Raw genomic sequence first — 16,277 nt, 5'->3', positions numbered from 1 at the left:
GACTTGATGCCCGCGCGGGCGTTCACTGTCCGGTGCCACCGAGGAGAACGGACATGGACAGCGACAGCTCACTGGAAGACGGGCGCATCGAAAGTTTCGGCGTGATGGCGGCACCGGTCGATATCAAGAACGACCTGCCGCTGAGCGCCGCGGCTGCGCACAGTGTCAATGACGGACGCGCCGCCGTGCGCGGCGTGCTCGAACGCGACGATCCGCGGCTGCTGGTGGTGGTCGGTCCGTGTTCGATGCACGATCCGGTCGCCTGCATGGAGTACGCGCGGCGGCTGCATGTCCTGGCTGCGGAACTGGCCGGCAGCCTGCTGCTGGTGATGCGCGTCTATTTCGAAAAGCCGCGCACCACGACCGGCTGGAAGGGCTATATCAACGACCCCTTCATGGACGACAGCTTCCACATCGAGGAGGGCATGCGCCGGGCACGCCGCTTCCTGCTCGATGTCGCCGAACTGGGCCTTCCGGCCGCTACCGAAGCGCTCGATCCGATTTCGCCGCAGTACCTGGGCGATCTGGTGTCGTGGACGGCGATCGGGGCGCGCACCTCCGAATCGCAGACACACCGCGAAATGGCCAGCGGCCTGTCCACACCGGTCGGCTTCAAGAACGCAACCGACGGCGATGTGGATGCGGCGATCAACGCCATCATTTCGGCGTCGCGGCCGCACAGCTTCCTCGGCATCAGCCGATATGGCCGCTCCAGCATCATCCGCACACGCGGCAATCCGCACGGTCACCTGGTGCTGCGCGGTGGCGCCGGGCGGCCGAATTACGACTCGGTCAGCGTCAAGCTGGCCGAACAGTCGCTGATCCGGGCGGAGCTGCCGCCCAACATCGTCGTCGATTGTTCGCACGCGAACTCGTTCAAGAAGCCCGAAATGCAACCGCTCGTGCTGGCCGACGTGGCCGCACAGATCCGCGATGGCAATCGCTCCATTGTCGGCGTCATGATCGAAAGCCATCTCGAAGCCGGCAACCAGCCGATTCCGGCCGATCTTTCGCGACTGCGCTACGGCTGCTCGGTCACCGACGCCTGCGTGGACTGGGCGACCACCGAACGGATGCTGCGCGAGCTGGCGGCGACGACGGCCGACGCGCTGCAGCGACGCCGGATCACCGCCTGACCGGACCCGTTCGGCGTGTTGCCACGGATGCAGCCGATAATCCGCGGCAGCGCCCTGCGGCGGGCCGATGCGCCTGCCGCGCGCTCAGGCGGTACGCGCCACCGGATAGGGATACAGCATGTTCAGCGCCGTGCTCTGTCCGTTCGGCTGCACGATGCGCGTGTGCTCGCGACGGAATTCCCGCGCATGGCGCAGCCCGCACGAGTGGGCAATCATGTCGATCTCCTGATTCATGTTGAGGCAGTAGTTGGCCACCCGGGCCGCCTTGTCCGCGACGTCGAGCCCGCGGTGCAGCTTGGGGTTGTGCGTCGTGATGCCGGTCGGGCAACTGTTCGAATGGCAGCGCAGGGCCTGGATGCAACCAAGCGAAAACATGAAGCCGCGCGCCGTATTGACGAAATCCGCCCCGGCCGACAGCGCCCACGCGGCGCGTGCCGACGTGACCAGTTTGCCGGCGGCAATCACCTTCACCCGCTCGCGCAGACCTGCTTCGATCAGTGAATCGACCGCACGCGGCAGTGCCTCGTCGATCGACAGCGCGACGTGATCGGCGAGCGCCTGCGGCGCCGCCCCCGAACCGCCCTCGCCGCCATCGATCGCGATGAAATCCGGCGCGGCAGCGATGCCGCGGCGCAGGATGGCTTCGCACAGATCGTTCATGAAGTGCCAGCCGCCGAGCGCAGTCTTGATGCCGACCGGCTTGCCGGTGACATCGCGGATCAGCGCGATGCGGTCGAGCAGCTGTTCGACGTTCGACACTTCCGGATGACGGTTCGGGCTGATCGAATCGACGCCCTTTGGAATGCCGCGGATGCGCGCGATCTCTTCGGTCACCTTGGCCGCCGGCAATACGCCGCCCTTGCCCGGTTTCGCACCCTGCGACAGCTTGATCTCGAACGCACGCACCGATTCGATCGCCGCCAGCTCGCGCAGCCGCGCCTCGGACAGCAGGCCCTGCGAATCGCGCACGCCGTACTTGGCGGTGCCGATCTGCAGGATGACGTCGCAGTTGCCCTCCAGGTGATACGGCGACAGCCCGCCTTCGCCGGTACTCATCCAGCATCCTGCATGCGCGGCGCCGCGCGACAGCGCCTGCACGGCAGGTGCCGAAATCGCACCGAAACTCATGCCGCTGACGTTCACGATGGAGCGCGCGGTGAAGGGCTTGTCGCAGAAACCGTTGCCCAGGATCAGCGGCGGCGTGGTTTCGCGATCCTCGTCGAGTACCGGAAATGGCGCGTTGACGAAGATCAGCGCGCCGGGCTCGTGCAGCGAATAGGTCGAACCGAAGCCGATGATGCCGCCTTCGTTCTTCGCCAGCCGGTACACCCAGCCGCGGGTGGAGCGATTGAACGGCATCTCTTCCCGGTCGCCGAGAAAGAAGTATTGCCGGAAGTATTCGCCCAGTTGTTCGAAGAAGTAGCGCAGGTGCCCCACAACCGGGTAGTTGCGCAGGATGGTGTGCTGGGTCTGCGTGCTGTCCTGGATGTAGCGATAGAGCAGCAACAGCAGCAGCCCGACGACCAGCGCAACACCCAGGCTGACCTGGAACACCGACATCAAGATTTCCATCGCATTCTCCGGTAAGACGGACACCGTCAGGCTGGCTGCAACAGCGCGCGCCGCAGCAGCGCGCGAATCGACGACGCTTCGAAAGGCTTGTCGCAGATGCCCGACACGCCTGCCTGCTCGACGGCAGCGAGCCGGCTCACGTCCGATTCGCTGGTCACCATCAGGATGGGCACGGACGCCTGCCAGCTTTGCTGTCGCACGTATTCGACCAGCGCGCGACCGTCCATTTCCGGCATGTTGTAGTCGGTGACGATCAGGTCGAACATCGTCTGGTCGAGATGGGCGACCGCCTCGAGCCCGTTCTCGGCCTCGACGAAGTCGCGCAGGCCGATGTTCTCGAGCACCCGGCGCATGAAGCGACGCGCGTTCCCGCTGTCGTCGACCAGCAGCACGCGCAGCGACTCGAAATCGATGTCGGCATCGTCCGTTTCGCCCTCGGCCAGGAAATCGACCGTCGCTTCGAGTACGCGCCGCAACTGGGCGCCCGAGAACGGCTTGGGCAGGATGCCGCAGACACCGGACTGACGCACCGGATCGAGCGCCTGCGGCCGTGTTTCGCTCGACACGAGCACGAATGCGACGTGTTGCAGCGCCTCGGTCGCGCGCATCGTCTGTACCAGGTCGGTGCCGTCACCATCGGGCAGGTAGAGCGCGCTGATCACCACATCCGGCAGTTTCTGCTGCATGGCAACGAGCGCCGACTGCAGCCCGTCGGCTTCGCGGATCTGCGCGATGCCCAGCGCGCGGGCACCTTCACGGATGATTTTCATCTGCGTCGGCGATGGCTCGACCAGCAGTACATCGAGTTGCAGGATATCGGGAGACATGGCGGGCCCGGCCGAAGCCGTAACGAATGCGATCTCCCATTAGCGGCTCCGTCGCAGCGCAACATGAGCGGCACGCCGACTGGGTATGCGCTGCTTCGTGTCTGCACACACGCATGCAGCATGAAAAAGGCCCGCCGGATGTCCGGCGGGCCTTCGGTCAGTCACTGCGCCGGGCGCGGGATCAGGCTGTGACTTCCTTTGCGGTTTCCGCGTATTCCTCGATCTGGTCGAAGTTCATGTAGCGGTACACCTTGTCGCCGTCCTTGTTGATGGCACCCATGTCGGCGTGATACTCGGCCACGGTCGGAATGCGCCCCAGCTTGGAGCAGATCGCGGCCAGTTCGGCGGAACCCAGATACACATTGGTGTTCTTGCCCAGACGGTTCGGGAAGTTGCGGGTCGAGGTCGACATGACGGTCGCGCCTTCGCGCACCTGTGCCTGATTGCCCATGCACAGCGAGCAGCCCGGCATTTCGGTGCGCGCACCGGCAGCGCCGAATACGCCGTAATGCCCTTCCTTGGTCAGTTCGGCGGCGTCCATCTTGGTCGGCGGCGCGATCCACAGCTTGACCGGAATGTCGCGCTTGCCTTCGAGCAGCTTGGATGCCGCACGGAAGTGGCCGATATTGGTCATGCACGAGCCGATGAACACTTCGTCGATGGCCTGGCCCTGCACTTCGGACAGGAACTTCGCGTCGTCCGGGTCGTTCGGGCAGCACACGATGGGTTCCTTGATGTCGGCCAGATCAATCTCGATCACCGCGGCGTACTCGGCGTCGGCGTCGCTTTCCAGCAGCTTCGGATCGGCCAGCCAGGCTTCCATCGCCTTGATGCGGCGGGCCAGCGTGCGCGCGTCCTGATAGCCGTTGGCGATCATGTTCTTCATCAGCACGATGTTCGAATTCATGTATTCGATCATCGGCTCCTTGTTCAGCTTGACCGCGCAGCCGGCAGCCGAACGTTCGGCGGAGGCGTCCGACAGTTCGAACGCCTGTTCTACCTTCAGGTCGGGCAGGCCTTCGATTTCCAGGATGCGGCCGGAGAAGATGTTCTTCTTGCCCTTCTTCTCGACCGTCAGCAGGCCGGCCTTGATGGCGTACAGCGGAATCGCATGCACCAGATCACGCAACGTGATGCCGGGCTGCATCGTGCCCTTGAAGCGCACCAGTACCGATTCCGGCATGTCCAGCGGCATCACGCCGGTGGCGGCGGCGAAGGCGACCAGGCCGGAACCGGCCGGGAAGCTGATGCCGATCGGGAAGCGGGTGTGCGAGTCGCCGCCGGTGCCGACGGTATCCGGCAGCAGCAGGCGGTTCAGCCACGAGTGGATGACGCCGTCACCCGGGCGCAGCGCAACACCGCCGCGCGTGCTGATGAAGGCCGGCAATTCACGGTGCATCTTCACGTCGACCGGCTTCGGATAGGCGGCGGTGTGGCAGAAGGACTGCATCACCAGATCGGCCGAGAAGCCGAGGCAGGCCAGATCCTTCAGTTCGTCGCGCGTCATCGGGCCGGTGGTGTCCTGGCTGCCGACCGTCGTCATCTTCGGTTCGCAATAAGTGCCGGGACGCATGCCTTTACCTTCGGGCAGGCCACAGGCGCGGCCGACCATCTTCTGCGCCAGCGAGTAGCCCTTGCCGGTATCGGCCGGCACCTGCGGCAGGCGGAACAGTGTCGACGGTGCCAGGCCCAGCGCCTCGCGCGCCTTGGCCGTCAGGCCACGTCCGACGATCAACGGAATGCGGCCGCCGGCGCGCACTTCATCGAACAGCACGTCGGACTTGACGGTGAATTCGGCGATCACCTTGCCGTCCTTCAGCGCCTTGCCTTCGTACGGACGCAGTTCGATCACGTCGCCCATGTCCATCTGGCTCACATCGAGTTCGATCGGCAGCGCGCCGGCATCTTCCATCGTGTTGTAGAAGATCGGAGCGATCTTGCTGCCCAGGCAGACGCCGCCGAAACGCTTGTTCGGCACGAAGGGAATGTCTTCGCCGGTGAACCACAGCACCGAGTTGGTGGCCGACTTGCGGCTCGAGCCCGTGCCCACCACGTCGCCCACATAGGCCACGACGTTGCCGCGGGCGCGCAGCGATTCGATGAACTTGACCGGGCCGCGCTTGCCGTCTTCTTCCGGCGTGATGCCGGGGCGGGTGTTCTTCAGCATCGCCAGCGCATGCAGCGGAATGTCCGGGCGGCTCCAGGCGTCCGGTGCCGGCGACAGGTCGTCGGTATTGGTTTCACCGGTCACCTTCAGGATGGTCAGCGTGATCGACTTGGGCACTTCGGGACGGCTGGTGAACCATTCGGCATCGGCCCAGCTCTTCATCACGGCGATCGCATTGGCGTTGCCGGCGTCGGCCTTGTCCTTCACGTCGTGGAACTGGTCGAACATCAGCAGCGTCTTCTTCAGGCCTTCGGCGGCCACGGCGCCCACTTCGGCGTCGTCCAGCAATTCGATCATCGGGCTGATGTTGTAGCCGCCGAGCATCGTGCCCAGCAGTTCGGTCGCCTTGGCACGCGAAATGAGCGCGCACTTTTCGGTGCCGTGCGCCACGGCGGCCAGATAGCTCGCCTTCACCTTGGCGGCGTCGTCCACGCCGGCCGGCACGCGGTGGGTGATCAGTTCGACCAGCGTGGCTTCCTCGCCTGCGGGCGGCGCCTTCAGCAGTTCGATCAGTTCGGCAGTCTGCTTCGCAGTCAGCGGCAGCGGCGGGATGCCGAGCGCGGCGCGTTCAGCAACATGGGCACGATAAGCTTCAAGCACGGTGGTTCCTCCGGTGGACGGGTATTTCGCATCATAGAACGACACACCGGCTCGATGGTGCATCGCACGAAGACACGGACAGAAAATCCGCGGCCTGTACCGATGCGAACCGGCTGCCACACAGCGATACCCGTGCGCTGCCGCCATTCGCAAACCCGCATGGCGCACTGCAATAGCGGCGCGCAGCCGGGTGGTTCAAGTCTTATATATGATATCTTTTATTCGATTCATCGCCAAGACCGTCCGGCGGGCTTGGCTACGGGCTTGGCTATACTCGCGCTGCCCTTTTTGCCCGGCGCACCATGATCCAGCCCCTCCAGACCGACGCCGACCTGCGTAATCTCAATACCCTGCACCTGCCGGCGCGCGCTGCGCGACTGCAGCCGGTGGATGACGCTGCCGACCTGCCGGCGCTGACCGAAGCGGCCCAAGACACCGGCGGCCCGGTGCTGGTGCTCGGCGGAGGCAGCAACATCGTGTTCGGACGGGATGTCGACGGCACGGTGCTGCACATGCGCACGCGCGGCATCGACGTCCTGGCGCGCACCGGCTCCGATGTGCTGGTTTCGGTCGCCGCGGGCGAAAACTGGCATGACTGGGTCGCCTGCGCGCTGGCGCACGGCTGGCACGGACTGGAAAACCTCGCGCTGATACCGGGCACCGTCGGTGCCGCACCCGTCCAGAACATCGGCGCCTACGGCGTAGAACTGATCGATCGCCTCGACCACGTCGACGCCTGGGACATGACCGACCGCCGTTGGCTGCGCCTGAGTGCCGCCGAATGCCGGGCCAGCTATCGCGACAGCGTGTTCAAGCACGAGCTGGCGCAGCGCGCCATCATCACCCGCGTGGCCTTCAGCCTGACGACCGAAGCGCGTGTGCGCTGCGACTACGCCGACCTGAAACGCGAACTGGCCGCGCGCGGCGTCACGCAGGTGACACCGCAGCACGTGTTCGACGCGGTGTGCGCCGTGCGCCGCGCCAAGCTGCCCGACCCCGCCGTGCTTGGCAACGCCGGCAGCTTCTTCCGCAACCCCGTGCTGCCCGCTGCCGACGCGGCCCGCCTGCTCGCCGCCCACCCGGATGCAGCGCACTACGCCGCAGCGCGCGGCGCCATGAAATTCGCCGCTGCCTGGCTGATCGATCAGTGCGGCTGGAAAGGCATGCGCCGCGGCGATGCCGGCGTACATGACAGGCAGGCACTGGTGCTGGTTAACCATGGAGAAGCCTCCGCCACCGATCTGCTCGGCCTTGCCACCGACATCCAGGCCAGCGTACGCGCGCGCTTTGGCGTGACGCTCGAACCCGAGCCACTGATCCTGCGCTGAGCGCGCAGTCGGGTGGACTGCCAGTTGCCTGTTGGGCATCGCTACGCTCACCCCAACCTACGGGTCGGGCGCGGGTGCGGTGATGAGGAGATGTCGATGGGGCGCTACTGCGACGCAGGTTGGGGCGGGTGCGGTGTGGTGTGTTGGGCATCGCTGCGCTCACCCCAACCTACCCCACAAACCCGGACGACCCGTAGGTTGGGGTGAGCGCAGCGATGCCCAACAGATCACCGTCGCGTCATTGTGGCCCGGGCTACCCGTCCGGCCGCATCACACGTCCGCCGCCCACTCATGAAGCGGCGCCCGCATTCAGCACGCAGCGGTACAGCGTATGTCCGCTCGCCAGGTATTTGCGCTCGAACGGCGTCTCCGGCGCGTCGGTCGTGAAGTTTTCGACCCCCGCTTCGAGGCCTGCGATCAGCCGCGCGGCCAGCGCGAACTCTTCGACGTAGATGCGCCAGTTGCTGCGGCACTCGATGATGCCGCCCAACTCCAGCACAACCGGAAAAACCGGATGCGCCGGCCAGCGTCGCGCCAGCTGGCCGATCTTGGGCCACGGGTTCGGATAGAGCATGTACTGACGCGCCGGACGACAGGCGTGGCGCTGCAGCAGCAGCCAGATGTCGGTCATGTCGGCACGCAGAAGCAAAGCGTTGCCGGGCAGCGCGGGGGCGCGCGACAAGCGGTCGGACGACTGGTCAACGCCGAGCACGAAGTGGTCGGCAAAACGCTCCGCCAGGTGCCGTGTGCTTTCGCCGACCCCGCAGCCACTGTCGACGATCAGCGCACGGGCTGGATCGCAGGTGCGCGTAAAACTGGCGAACGCCGCAGCACTGAAGGCGGCCACCGGCTTGCGGAATTCACCGCGCGCGCGGCGCGCGATCAGCGCTGCAAGATGATCGTGCGGGCCGGTCTGGACACTGTCGGGAAGGCGCGACCTGCCGGTGCAAGGCGCCATGGGAGAACCATCCACTCCGTGGCCTCGACTAGGACAGGTAGCGCCGCTCGAACTGGCTGATCCAGACCGACCAGCCGAGGATCATCGGATGGATCATTTCCATGCCTTCCTCGAACGCCGTGGCGTACAGCTTGACCATCGGTCCGAGCTCGATGCCGTAATCGACCGACAGCGTCGCCGGCAGGCGGTCGAGCACCTTGCCGGCGACGACCAGCAGGGTCCCCGCCAGCAGCCATGCGCCCGAGCGGGAACGCCAGCCACCGCGCAAGAACAGGAAGCGCGCGATGATGAAACCGGCGTACAGCAACAGCCCGACCAGCACGAGGGCGATGGCGCCGCAGATCAGCTTGTCCTCGATCGGCCGCGCGGCGTCGCGATAGAAACTGTTCTTCAGAAAGCTATCGCCGGTGAAGGCCTTGTGCCAGTCCGCCTCGCGCGCAGCGAACGCGAGGCACAGCAGCGCGAAGGCCCAGGCACGCGGACCGAGCGGGCGGATGCGGAAGATCACGATCAGCGCGGTGACAATCCACGCAGGTTCGGACAGGCGCTCGAACGGCCCTGCCTCCGAAAACACCCAGACGAAGGATTCCTCGCTCAGCAACAGCGGGAACAGCGCCAGCAGCGCGGTGAACAGCGCAATGGCGACAACGATGCGACGATCAGCGGGAACCATGTTCATTCCTGTTCAAGCAGGCGACGATAGATTGCAAGATTGCCGTCCACCATCGCGTCGACCGAAAAGTCGGCCAGTATGCGCGCCCGGCCGGCTGCGCCGAGGCGGTGGCGCAGCGGTGCGTCGTCCAGCAGGCGACGCAGTGCAGCAGTGAGCGCGGCGACATCGCCCGGTTCGATCAGCAGGCCGCTGACACCGTCGGCCACTGCTTCGGGCAGACCGCCGGCACGGCAGGTCACGATGGGCACCGCCGCAGCCGAAGCCTGCAGCAGCGATACGCCCAGCCCCTCCATGTCGGCCGGGTGGGCGAGGATGTCCAGCCCCCCGAGCCAGCGCGGCAGATCGCTGCGGAAGCCGGCGAAGCGGATGACACCGTCCAGCCCGCGCGCCTGTACCTCGGTTTCGAGCGCTTCGCGCAGCGGTCCCTGGCCAAAAAAAAGCACCCGCACATCCGGACAGGCCGCACGCAGCGCATCGACCGCATCGATCACGTAGCGATGGCCCTTGCGCGCGATGAGCTGCGCCACGACGCCGATCACACGCGCGTCGGCCGGCAGATCGAACTCGCGCCGGAAGGCGGCCGCGTCGACCGGTGCGAGATACGGCGTCGCGTCGACCGCGCTGCGCACGCAGCTGACCCGGTCGGCCGCCAGCCCTTCCGACAGCAGCACCTGGCGGATCCCTTCGGAAATCGTGATGACGTGGTCGAACAACCGGTACTTCAGCGCAACCAGCCAGCGCGCTTCCGGGTTGTCCACGCGACGCGACAGCACGCAGCGCGTGCCGGTGAGCCGCGCGGCGACGCCACCCCACAGGTCGGCACCGCGCCGACTGTGCAGATGCACGATGTCCGGCTGCGCCTTGCGGATCAGTGCGGCCAGTCGAAACGCCATGGCGGCGTCGGCATCGCCGCCCATCTTCATCTCGACCACCTGCGCATGACCGGCACACGCGCCGGCGATGCCTGCACCGGGCGAGCAGGCGAGGACGTTGGTCACGCCACGGCGCGCCAGGCCCTCGACGATGTAGGCCACCTGACGGGCGCCGCCGTAATAATGCTTGCCGGCTTCGACGTGAAGCACCTTCATGCCGACCGCACCTTGACGACCTCCTCCATCACGCGCGCCGGCGTGATGTCGCGCAGGCAGGTCCAGGCGCCACCGCAGGTCGGCCGGCGCCGGCACGGCGAACAGTGCATGCCGAGCCAGATGACGCGGGCGTTGACACGTCCGGTCTTCGTGTACGGGCAGGTGGACCCGAAAATGGCGACGGTCGGCACCGAAAACGCGATGCCCATGTGCGTGAGGCCGGTATCGACGCCGACCAGCAGACCGGCGCTGCGCACCAGTGCCGCCGCTTCCGGCAGTTTCGTCCGCCCGACCAGATTGATCAGGCCGGGCGCACCGGCTGCGATGCTGGCCGCCGCCTGCGCGTCGCCCGGGCCACCGAGCAGCACCGGCGTCAAACCGGTCCGCGCCGCCAGTTGCGGCGCCAGCGCCTGCCAGGCGTCTTCGAACCAGTGCTTCTGCGGCCGCGTCGTGAAGGCGGCGAATACGGCGTAACGACCGGGCGCCAGGCCGCATCCGGCCAGCAGCGCCTGCGCGTGCGCGTCGGCCTCGGGTGCCACATGCAGCGCCGGCATGAAATCGCCGGTGTCGAGTTCGAGCTGTTCGGCCAGGTGCAGGTATTCGGACGAAATGCGGGCGACGTCGCCGCCGCGCGGCACCACGCGGGTCATCAGCCACTGGCTGCCTTCGCGCGACCCCAGCCCGATACGGGTCGGCGCGCCCGAAAGCCAGGCGAGCACGCCACTTTTGAGCAGGCCCTGCAGATCGAGCACGGTATCGAAATGGTGGCTGCGCAGTTCCGCACGCAAGGTGCGCACGCGGCGCCACAACTCGATGCGCCTACCGCTGCGCCACAGCTGCGCCCACTCGGCCTTCGGCCACAGGATGCGCGCATCAATGGCCGGGTCGTGCGCGATCAGCGCATCGATGCCCGGCTCGACCAGCCAGGCGACGAAAGCATCGGGATGGGTGCGCTTGATCGCAGCCGCCAGCGGTGACGCGAACACCACGTCACCGATGGCCGAAGTACGCACGATGAGAATGCGCTTCAAGCCGGGCGCTCCTTCACGCCACACCACAGGGCAGCGAGGAACAGCACATACATCATGCTGAGGTTGGAACGCATCAGATACGACTCGAACACGCAGATTGGAATGAACAGCACCGGCAGCGCCTTGCGGATGCGTTGCCGGCCGTCCTCCGGCCCGCGTCGCACGAGCGGGAACAGCAGTACGGCCAGTACCAGCACGCCGGCCGGAATGCCGGCGTTGGTCAGCGCATACAGATACTGGTTGTGCGGGTTGTACATCGGCTCCCACTGCGGCGTATGGATCGCATTCACCTTCGTGTATTCGATCAGATAGTCGCCGATGCCCACACCCAGCCAGGGCGATTCGGAAAACATCCGCCATGCGTTGCTGGCATAGACGATGCGCAGGCCGATCGACGTATTGGGCCGGTCCTGGTAGTTGACCAGTTCGTCGATGCCGACATCCACCCGCTCGCGGAAGTAGTCGCTGCCGGCGTAGCCACCCGCCACAATGCCGAGCGACAGCACGCCGGCCAGCACTGCCGCGAGCAGCGGGCGGCGCGCGAAGCGCTGGAACACCAGCAGCGCCAGCAAAACCAGAAAGCCAAGCAGGCCGGCGCGACCACCGGCGATCAGCAGATTGAGCGTGGTGGTCAGCAGCAGGATGGCGTACAGCACCCGCACGCCGGCGGTGCGTGCCTCGAACAACAGTCGATGCCCCGCCAGATAGCCGGCCAGCGCCAGCGCCGGCGTGTACATCATGCGGTCGACGAACGGCGCCGTGTCGTCGGCCCCCTTCTCCACCCGGATGCCGTCCGGCAGATCCGGCCACACGTGCAGTTGCGCCCAGTTGTAGAAGGCCAGCGCTTCGCAGCAGGCGATAGCCAGCAGGAAGGCGCTGACGTAGCGGCCGAAATGCTCGCGCCGCGCGACGCTGAAATACAGCGCAAACAGCAGGAAGAAACCCTGTCGGCCGGTCATGCGCCGGCCCCAGTCGAGGTCTTCGGTCCACAGCAGCGAGACCGCGAACACCGCGTAATAGGCGGCGAACAGCCACACCAGCGGCTCGGCCGCCAGTGCGCGCAACTTTTCCGCGTAGCGTCCTTCGACCAGCCAGAAGACGAGTATGAGCGCGCTCAGCCAGTAGGCCGGCGCCACGGTCAGTGGAATCGAGAAGAACACGCCGGCCAGCAGCCAGGAATTGATGAACGGAATCCGTTCGCGCAACGTGGTGATCATGCGAAGCTCACTCCGCACTGTTCGAAGGCGTGCTTCATGTCGGTCTTTTCCTGCTCACTCTTGAACAGCGCGTCAGCCCAGCCGAAGGCGACCACCTGCACCGCCGGCGGATAGATCTGGCGCGCGAACAGCAGCGCGCTCGAGCGCACGCCCACCACGGCGTCGTAGCGGGTTCGCGCCATATGCATTTCCAGTGCGCAATCGGGCTCGATCAGTTGGTAGTCGGGGTGACGCAGTTCGTGGCCGGGGTCTTTCGGGTGCGCCTTGTAATCGATCTGCGCAATGCCCTGCCCGGTCAGCCAGCCGCGGATGCGTTGGGTCAGCGGTGCCAGCGCGGACGCCTGCAGCAGACCGGCACCGACCAGCGGCTGGCCGATCACCAGTGCGCGGCGCGGCACGTCCGCATCATCGGCGACCGCCTGAGCGCGGCCGACCAGCGGCGGCAGCACGCGCACCTTGTCGGCCGGATAGGCGTGCGGCAGACCGGGCAGCACGTAGATGCGGTCGCAGAAGTCCGCGTCCGAACCGATGCGGTCGCCTTCGAAACAGCGGTAGCGCAGTTCGGGCGCAGTCAGGCGACGCAGCAGGCGGACACGCTGCATCAGCCGCTTCGGCAGCGACAGCGGGTAGCGGCGGATGCTGATCAGCCCGTCGGGCAGTATCCGCGCATGCATCGTGCGCGCGCCGGCGCGGCGCGGCAGCGCATGCAGGAAGTAATTGATCGCTTCGGTGTCGAACACCGCGCTGTGCAGCAGCAAGGTGTCGCATCGCCCGACCAGCCCGGCCACCAGATCGATGTTCGCACGCAGTCGGCGGTGTCGCCCGAACCAGCCGGGCAGCGGCTCCCAGCGCGGCCATGGCATGTAGCTGCACGCATCCCATTCCGAGGCGGCGACCACCGGCTTCAGGCCCGGCTTGTACCAGACCAGCACCTGACGCGCGCCGGGCTCGATATCGCCCGCGATGCGCTGCGCCGCGAGGTACTGCAGGGGAGAGGCGACGAAATAGACGGCAACCGTGATGGCGTCCGTTCGGGAATCTGACATGCCGACGTGGGGCGATATTGCGGAAAGTCGCGATGCTACCCCGAAGGCGCCCGGCGCGGTGCCGACGCGCGCGGGCGCGATTGACGGCATCATTGTCGACGCACCGCCCTGCGGGTGCGGCCCGAGCGAATGACCGGGCGCACGAATTCACCCACCAGCGAGCCCCGAACCGATGAAGCGATTTCTCCCCCTGGCCGCACTGCTGCTCGGTGCGTCCTGCCTGACCGGATGTGTCACCCCGCGCCCGCCGATGAGCGAGGCCGAACTCGAACAGGTGCTGACGCGCGATTATCCGGGCCGCACCGCGCAGGACGTAATGGCCGCCGCCACCCGGCTGTGGCGACTGGCCGACGGCGACGACTTCCGGATCAAGCCGGGTGACGGCAGTCTGGTCGCAGAACGCGACTGGGTGTTCTATTCGCAGATGGTGCGCATCGTCGGCGACGACAGCTGGACGCTGACGGTCAGCGAAACCGGTGGCGGCACGAAAGCGCGGCTTTCGCTGCTCACCTACAAGCGCAGCACGACGGTGTCGTCCTTCGGCATGACGCCGACCACCCAGACCACGCCGCGCATCGGCGGTCCGGTCAAGGGCACCGCACTCTACGACCTGTTCTGGGCGCGCATGGACCACCTGCTCGGTGTGCGACCGGACTGGATGACCTGCGCCGAGGCCGAAGCACGGGTCAGTTCCGGCGCCACCTGGGGCAACAAGGATGCGTTGTGCGCCGGCTACAGTTTCACCGACGCAGCGCCCGGAGCCCCCTGATACAGGGTCCGCACGACCTCCGGCGGCCGGTCACGACCGGTCGAGGAAGGTGCCGATCGGCTCCCAGTGTTCGACGTGCGAACACACGACCTTGATGAGGATGAGCATCGGCACGGCGATCAGCATGCCGGCGATGCCCCACAGCCAGCCCCAGAACAGGAAGCTGATGAACACGGCCACTGGATTGAGCGACAGCATGCGCCCGGCGAACATCGGCTGGATGAACTGGCCTTCGATGACGGTGATGACGAGGAAGCTGGCCGGAATCACCCACGCTTCGGCCACGCTGTCGAAGTTGATCAGCGCGGCGAGCGACAGCGCGAGCAGGCACAGCGTCGGCCCGAGATAGGGAATGAAATTGAGCAGGCCGGCCATGACACCCCACAGCGCCGGGTTGGGCATGTCGAGCAGATACATGGCGGCGGCGGTCGCCACGCCCAGACCGGCGTTGATGGTGCTGAGGGTCAGGAAGTAGCGGCCGATGTCCTGCTGTATCTGGCGCGCCACGCCGATGGCGCGGATCTTGTCGCGCAGGGTCGGCATCAGCCGCACCACCTTGCGCAGGAAGCCGTCGCCCGAGGCCAGCAGGAAATACAGCAGCACCACGGTCGAGGCGGCGCCGATCAGGAAGTACTGCGTACCGGTAAACAGCACCGAGCCCAGGCCCGGTTCCTTCAGCACCACCGACCTTACCCCGGGATTGTTGTTGCTGGTCGTCATCGCCTCGAGGCGCTCGGTGGCTTCGCGCACCTCTTCCACCGGGCGCTGCAGTTTGAGCAGCTTGACCTCGACCTCGCGCAGCGCGCGCGGCGAGCGTTCCAGCCAGTCGAGCGCCGGATTGGTCAGAAAGTACAGCCCCGCCCCCACGCCGCCGACCATCATCACGACCACCACGCCGGCGGCAATCGATTCATGGATGCGCCACTTCTTCAGCAGGGTGACCAGCGGCGCCAGCAGCAGGGCGAACAGCACCGCCAGCACGATGGGCATCAGCAGGGCACGGGCGAAGTACACCGCACCCAGTGCGGCCAGCCAGAACAGTCCGATGAGCGCCCGCGAGCCATTGCGCAGACGCGGCACTGCGGCGACGGCCTGCACGATCCCGGGCAGCGATTCCGGTTCGGAGCGTGCGGGTGGAAGCACGTTGTCTGCCCCCGTGGAGGCGGATTCGATGCCGGAAGGGGCAGCTTCCGCGGTGGGCGGAGCGCCGGGTGGCACAGATAGGGTATTCATCGACGGATACTACCCGAGCCACCTTCGAACACCCGGGTCCCACTCGCCCTGCAGGGTCGTCAGTGCGGATCGAACGCCAGCGTCACTTCGACTTCGCGCTCAACGTAGGCCCACTCGGGCGAGGCGCGCAGGGCGGCGGTGAGTTCGTCGAACACGGCCGCATCCCCGGGTGCGAATTCGAACCAGGTCAGGAAGTCGAACGGTTCGGTCTCCGACAGGTCGCGGCAGTGGTGCAGCTTGCGCGCCACTGCCGGCAGCGCGCGCATGCCAAGCGCCACGTGGTGCGACTGCTCTTCCAGGATGTCGCGCCGTTCGTCCTGCGTCAGCGCCCACCAGGCGGCCGACTTGCGGATCGGAATCAGCACGGCGCTGCGCGCCCCGGGGCGGGCCAGCGGCGGCTGCAGCGCAAGCAGCTGCTGCTTCTCCGGCCGGGTGACGTAACGTTCATTGCTGGCGATGCCGCGCAGCAGCCATGTTCCGGCGCCTTCCGCCGCCCCGGCGACGACGTCGAGCCGCGGCGCCATCGCCAGGCCTGCGCCGATGACGGCGCGCACACCGGTGATGTGCCACGGTCCGGCATCGCCGGCTGCAAAGGTGTACAGACGCGGGGTTGCCGTCCCGGCCATGACCGT

General features: G+C 66.6%; 14 protein-coding genes. 3 read left to right on the top strand and 11 right to left on the bottom strand.

What is annotated here, in order from left to right; all coding sequences use genetic code 11:
• Positions 1-53 precede the first annotated feature (53 nt).
• The gene (locus tag Q8Q80_RS02265) at positions 54-1,136 is read left to right on the top strand and encodes a 3-deoxy-7-phosphoheptulonate synthase (RefSeq protein WP_305631372.1); all 1,083 of its coding nucleotides are present in this window, start codon (positions 54-56) and stop codon (positions 1,134-1,136) included.
• 84 nt (positions 1,137-1,220) lie between these two features.
• On the opposite strand, the gene Q8Q80_RS02260 is transcribed toward Q8Q80_RS02265, so the two are convergent.
• The 3 genes from Q8Q80_RS02260 to acnB form a co-directional block, all read right to left on the bottom strand.
• Entirely contained in the window at positions 1,221-2,708 is a 1,488-nt protein-coding gene (locus Q8Q80_RS02260) for an FMN-binding glutamate synthase family protein (RefSeq protein WP_305631371.1), read from the bottom strand.
• Positions 2,709-2,734: 26 nt separating this feature from the next.
• Entirely contained in the window at positions 2,735-3,535 is an 801-nt protein-coding gene (locus Q8Q80_RS02255; RefSeq protein ID WP_305631370.1) for a response regulator, read from the bottom strand.
• Positions 3,536-3,716: 181 nt separating this feature from the next.
• The gene (gene acnB / locus Q8Q80_RS02250; RefSeq protein WP_305631369.1) at positions 3,717-6,302 is read right to left on the bottom strand and encodes a bifunctional aconitate hydratase 2/2-methylisocitrate dehydratase; all 2,586 of its coding nucleotides are present in this window, start codon (positions 6,300-6,302) and stop codon (positions 3,717-3,719) included.
• 302 nt (positions 6,303-6,604) lie between these two features.
• Between acnB and murB the strand changes: the two genes are divergently transcribed.
• Entirely contained in the window at positions 6,605-7,630 is a 1,026-nt protein-coding gene (murB, locus tag Q8Q80_RS02245) for a UDP-N-acetylmuramate dehydrogenase (RefSeq protein ID WP_305631368.1), read from the top strand.
• A gap of 289 nt (positions 7,631-7,919) precedes the next feature.
• On the opposite strand, the gene Q8Q80_RS02240 is transcribed toward murB, so the two are convergent.
• The 6 genes from Q8Q80_RS02240 to Q8Q80_RS02215 are packed head-to-tail and all read right to left on the bottom strand — an operon-like array spanning position 7,920 to position 13,643.
• Positions 7,920-8,588, bottom strand: a complete 669-nt coding sequence (locus tag Q8Q80_RS02240; RefSeq protein ID WP_305631367.1) for a tRNA (guanosine(46)-N(7))-methyltransferase TrmB — start codon at positions 8,586-8,588, stop codon at positions 7,920-7,922.
• 28 nt (positions 8,589-8,616) lie between these two features.
• Positions 8,617-9,261 (bottom strand): hypothetical protein, encoded by a 645-nt coding sequence (locus tag Q8Q80_RS02235; protein ID WP_305631366.1) that lies wholly within the window; start codon positions 9,259-9,261, stop codon positions 8,617-8,619.
• Between the two features lie 2 nt (positions 9,262-9,263).
• Entirely contained in the window at positions 9,264-10,349 is a 1,086-nt protein-coding gene (locus Q8Q80_RS02230; RefSeq protein ID WP_305631365.1) for a glycosyltransferase, read from the bottom strand.
• The gene (locus Q8Q80_RS02225) at positions 10,346-11,380 is read right to left on the bottom strand and encodes a glycosyltransferase family 9 protein (protein ID WP_305631364.1); all 1,035 of its coding nucleotides are present in this window, start codon (positions 11,378-11,380) and stop codon (positions 10,346-10,348) included. The genes Q8Q80_RS02230 and Q8Q80_RS02225 overlap by 4 nt, the downstream gene beginning before the upstream one ends.
• Entirely contained in the window at positions 11,377-12,597 is a 1,221-nt protein-coding gene (locus tag Q8Q80_RS02220) for an O-antigen ligase (protein WP_305631363.1), read from the bottom strand. The genes Q8Q80_RS02225 and Q8Q80_RS02220 overlap by 4 nt, the downstream gene beginning before the upstream one ends.
• Complete coding sequence (locus Q8Q80_RS02215; RefSeq protein ID WP_305631362.1) at positions 12,594-13,643, bottom strand: hypothetical protein; 1,050 nt, start codon at positions 13,641-13,643, stop codon at positions 12,594-12,596. Before Q8Q80_RS02215 ends, Q8Q80_RS02220 begins: the two co-directional genes overlap by 4 nt.
• 172 nt (positions 13,644-13,815) lie before the next feature.
• Between Q8Q80_RS02215 and Q8Q80_RS02210 the strand changes: the two genes are divergently transcribed.
• Positions 13,816-14,412 carry a hypothetical protein gene (locus tag Q8Q80_RS02210; RefSeq protein WP_305631361.1) on the top strand — a complete coding sequence of 199 codons (597 nt, stop codon included), beginning with the start codon at positions 13,816-13,818 and terminating at the stop codon, positions 14,410-14,412.
• Positions 14,413-14,442: 30 nt separating this feature from the next.
• Here the strand turns inward: Q8Q80_RS02210 and Q8Q80_RS02205 are convergent, their stop codons facing one another.
• Positions 14,443-15,555, bottom strand: a complete 1,113-nt coding sequence (locus tag Q8Q80_RS02205) for an AI-2E family transporter (RefSeq protein WP_305631360.1) — start codon at positions 15,553-15,555, stop codon at positions 14,443-14,445.
• Positions 15,556-15,704: 149 nt separating this feature from the next.
• Positions 15,705-16,271, bottom strand: a complete 567-nt coding sequence (locus Q8Q80_RS02200) for a chlorite dismutase family protein (protein ID WP_305631359.1) — start codon at positions 16,269-16,271, stop codon at positions 15,705-15,707.
• Positions 16,272-16,277 lie beyond the last annotated feature (6 nt).

The sequence above is a fragment of the Methyloversatilis sp. genome (genome assembly GCF_030698125.1).
Classification (GTDB): Bacteria; Pseudomonadota; Gammaproteobacteria; order Burkholderiales; family Rhodocyclaceae; genus Methyloversatilis.
This window is presented reverse-complemented; position numbering and strand designations above follow the sequence as displayed.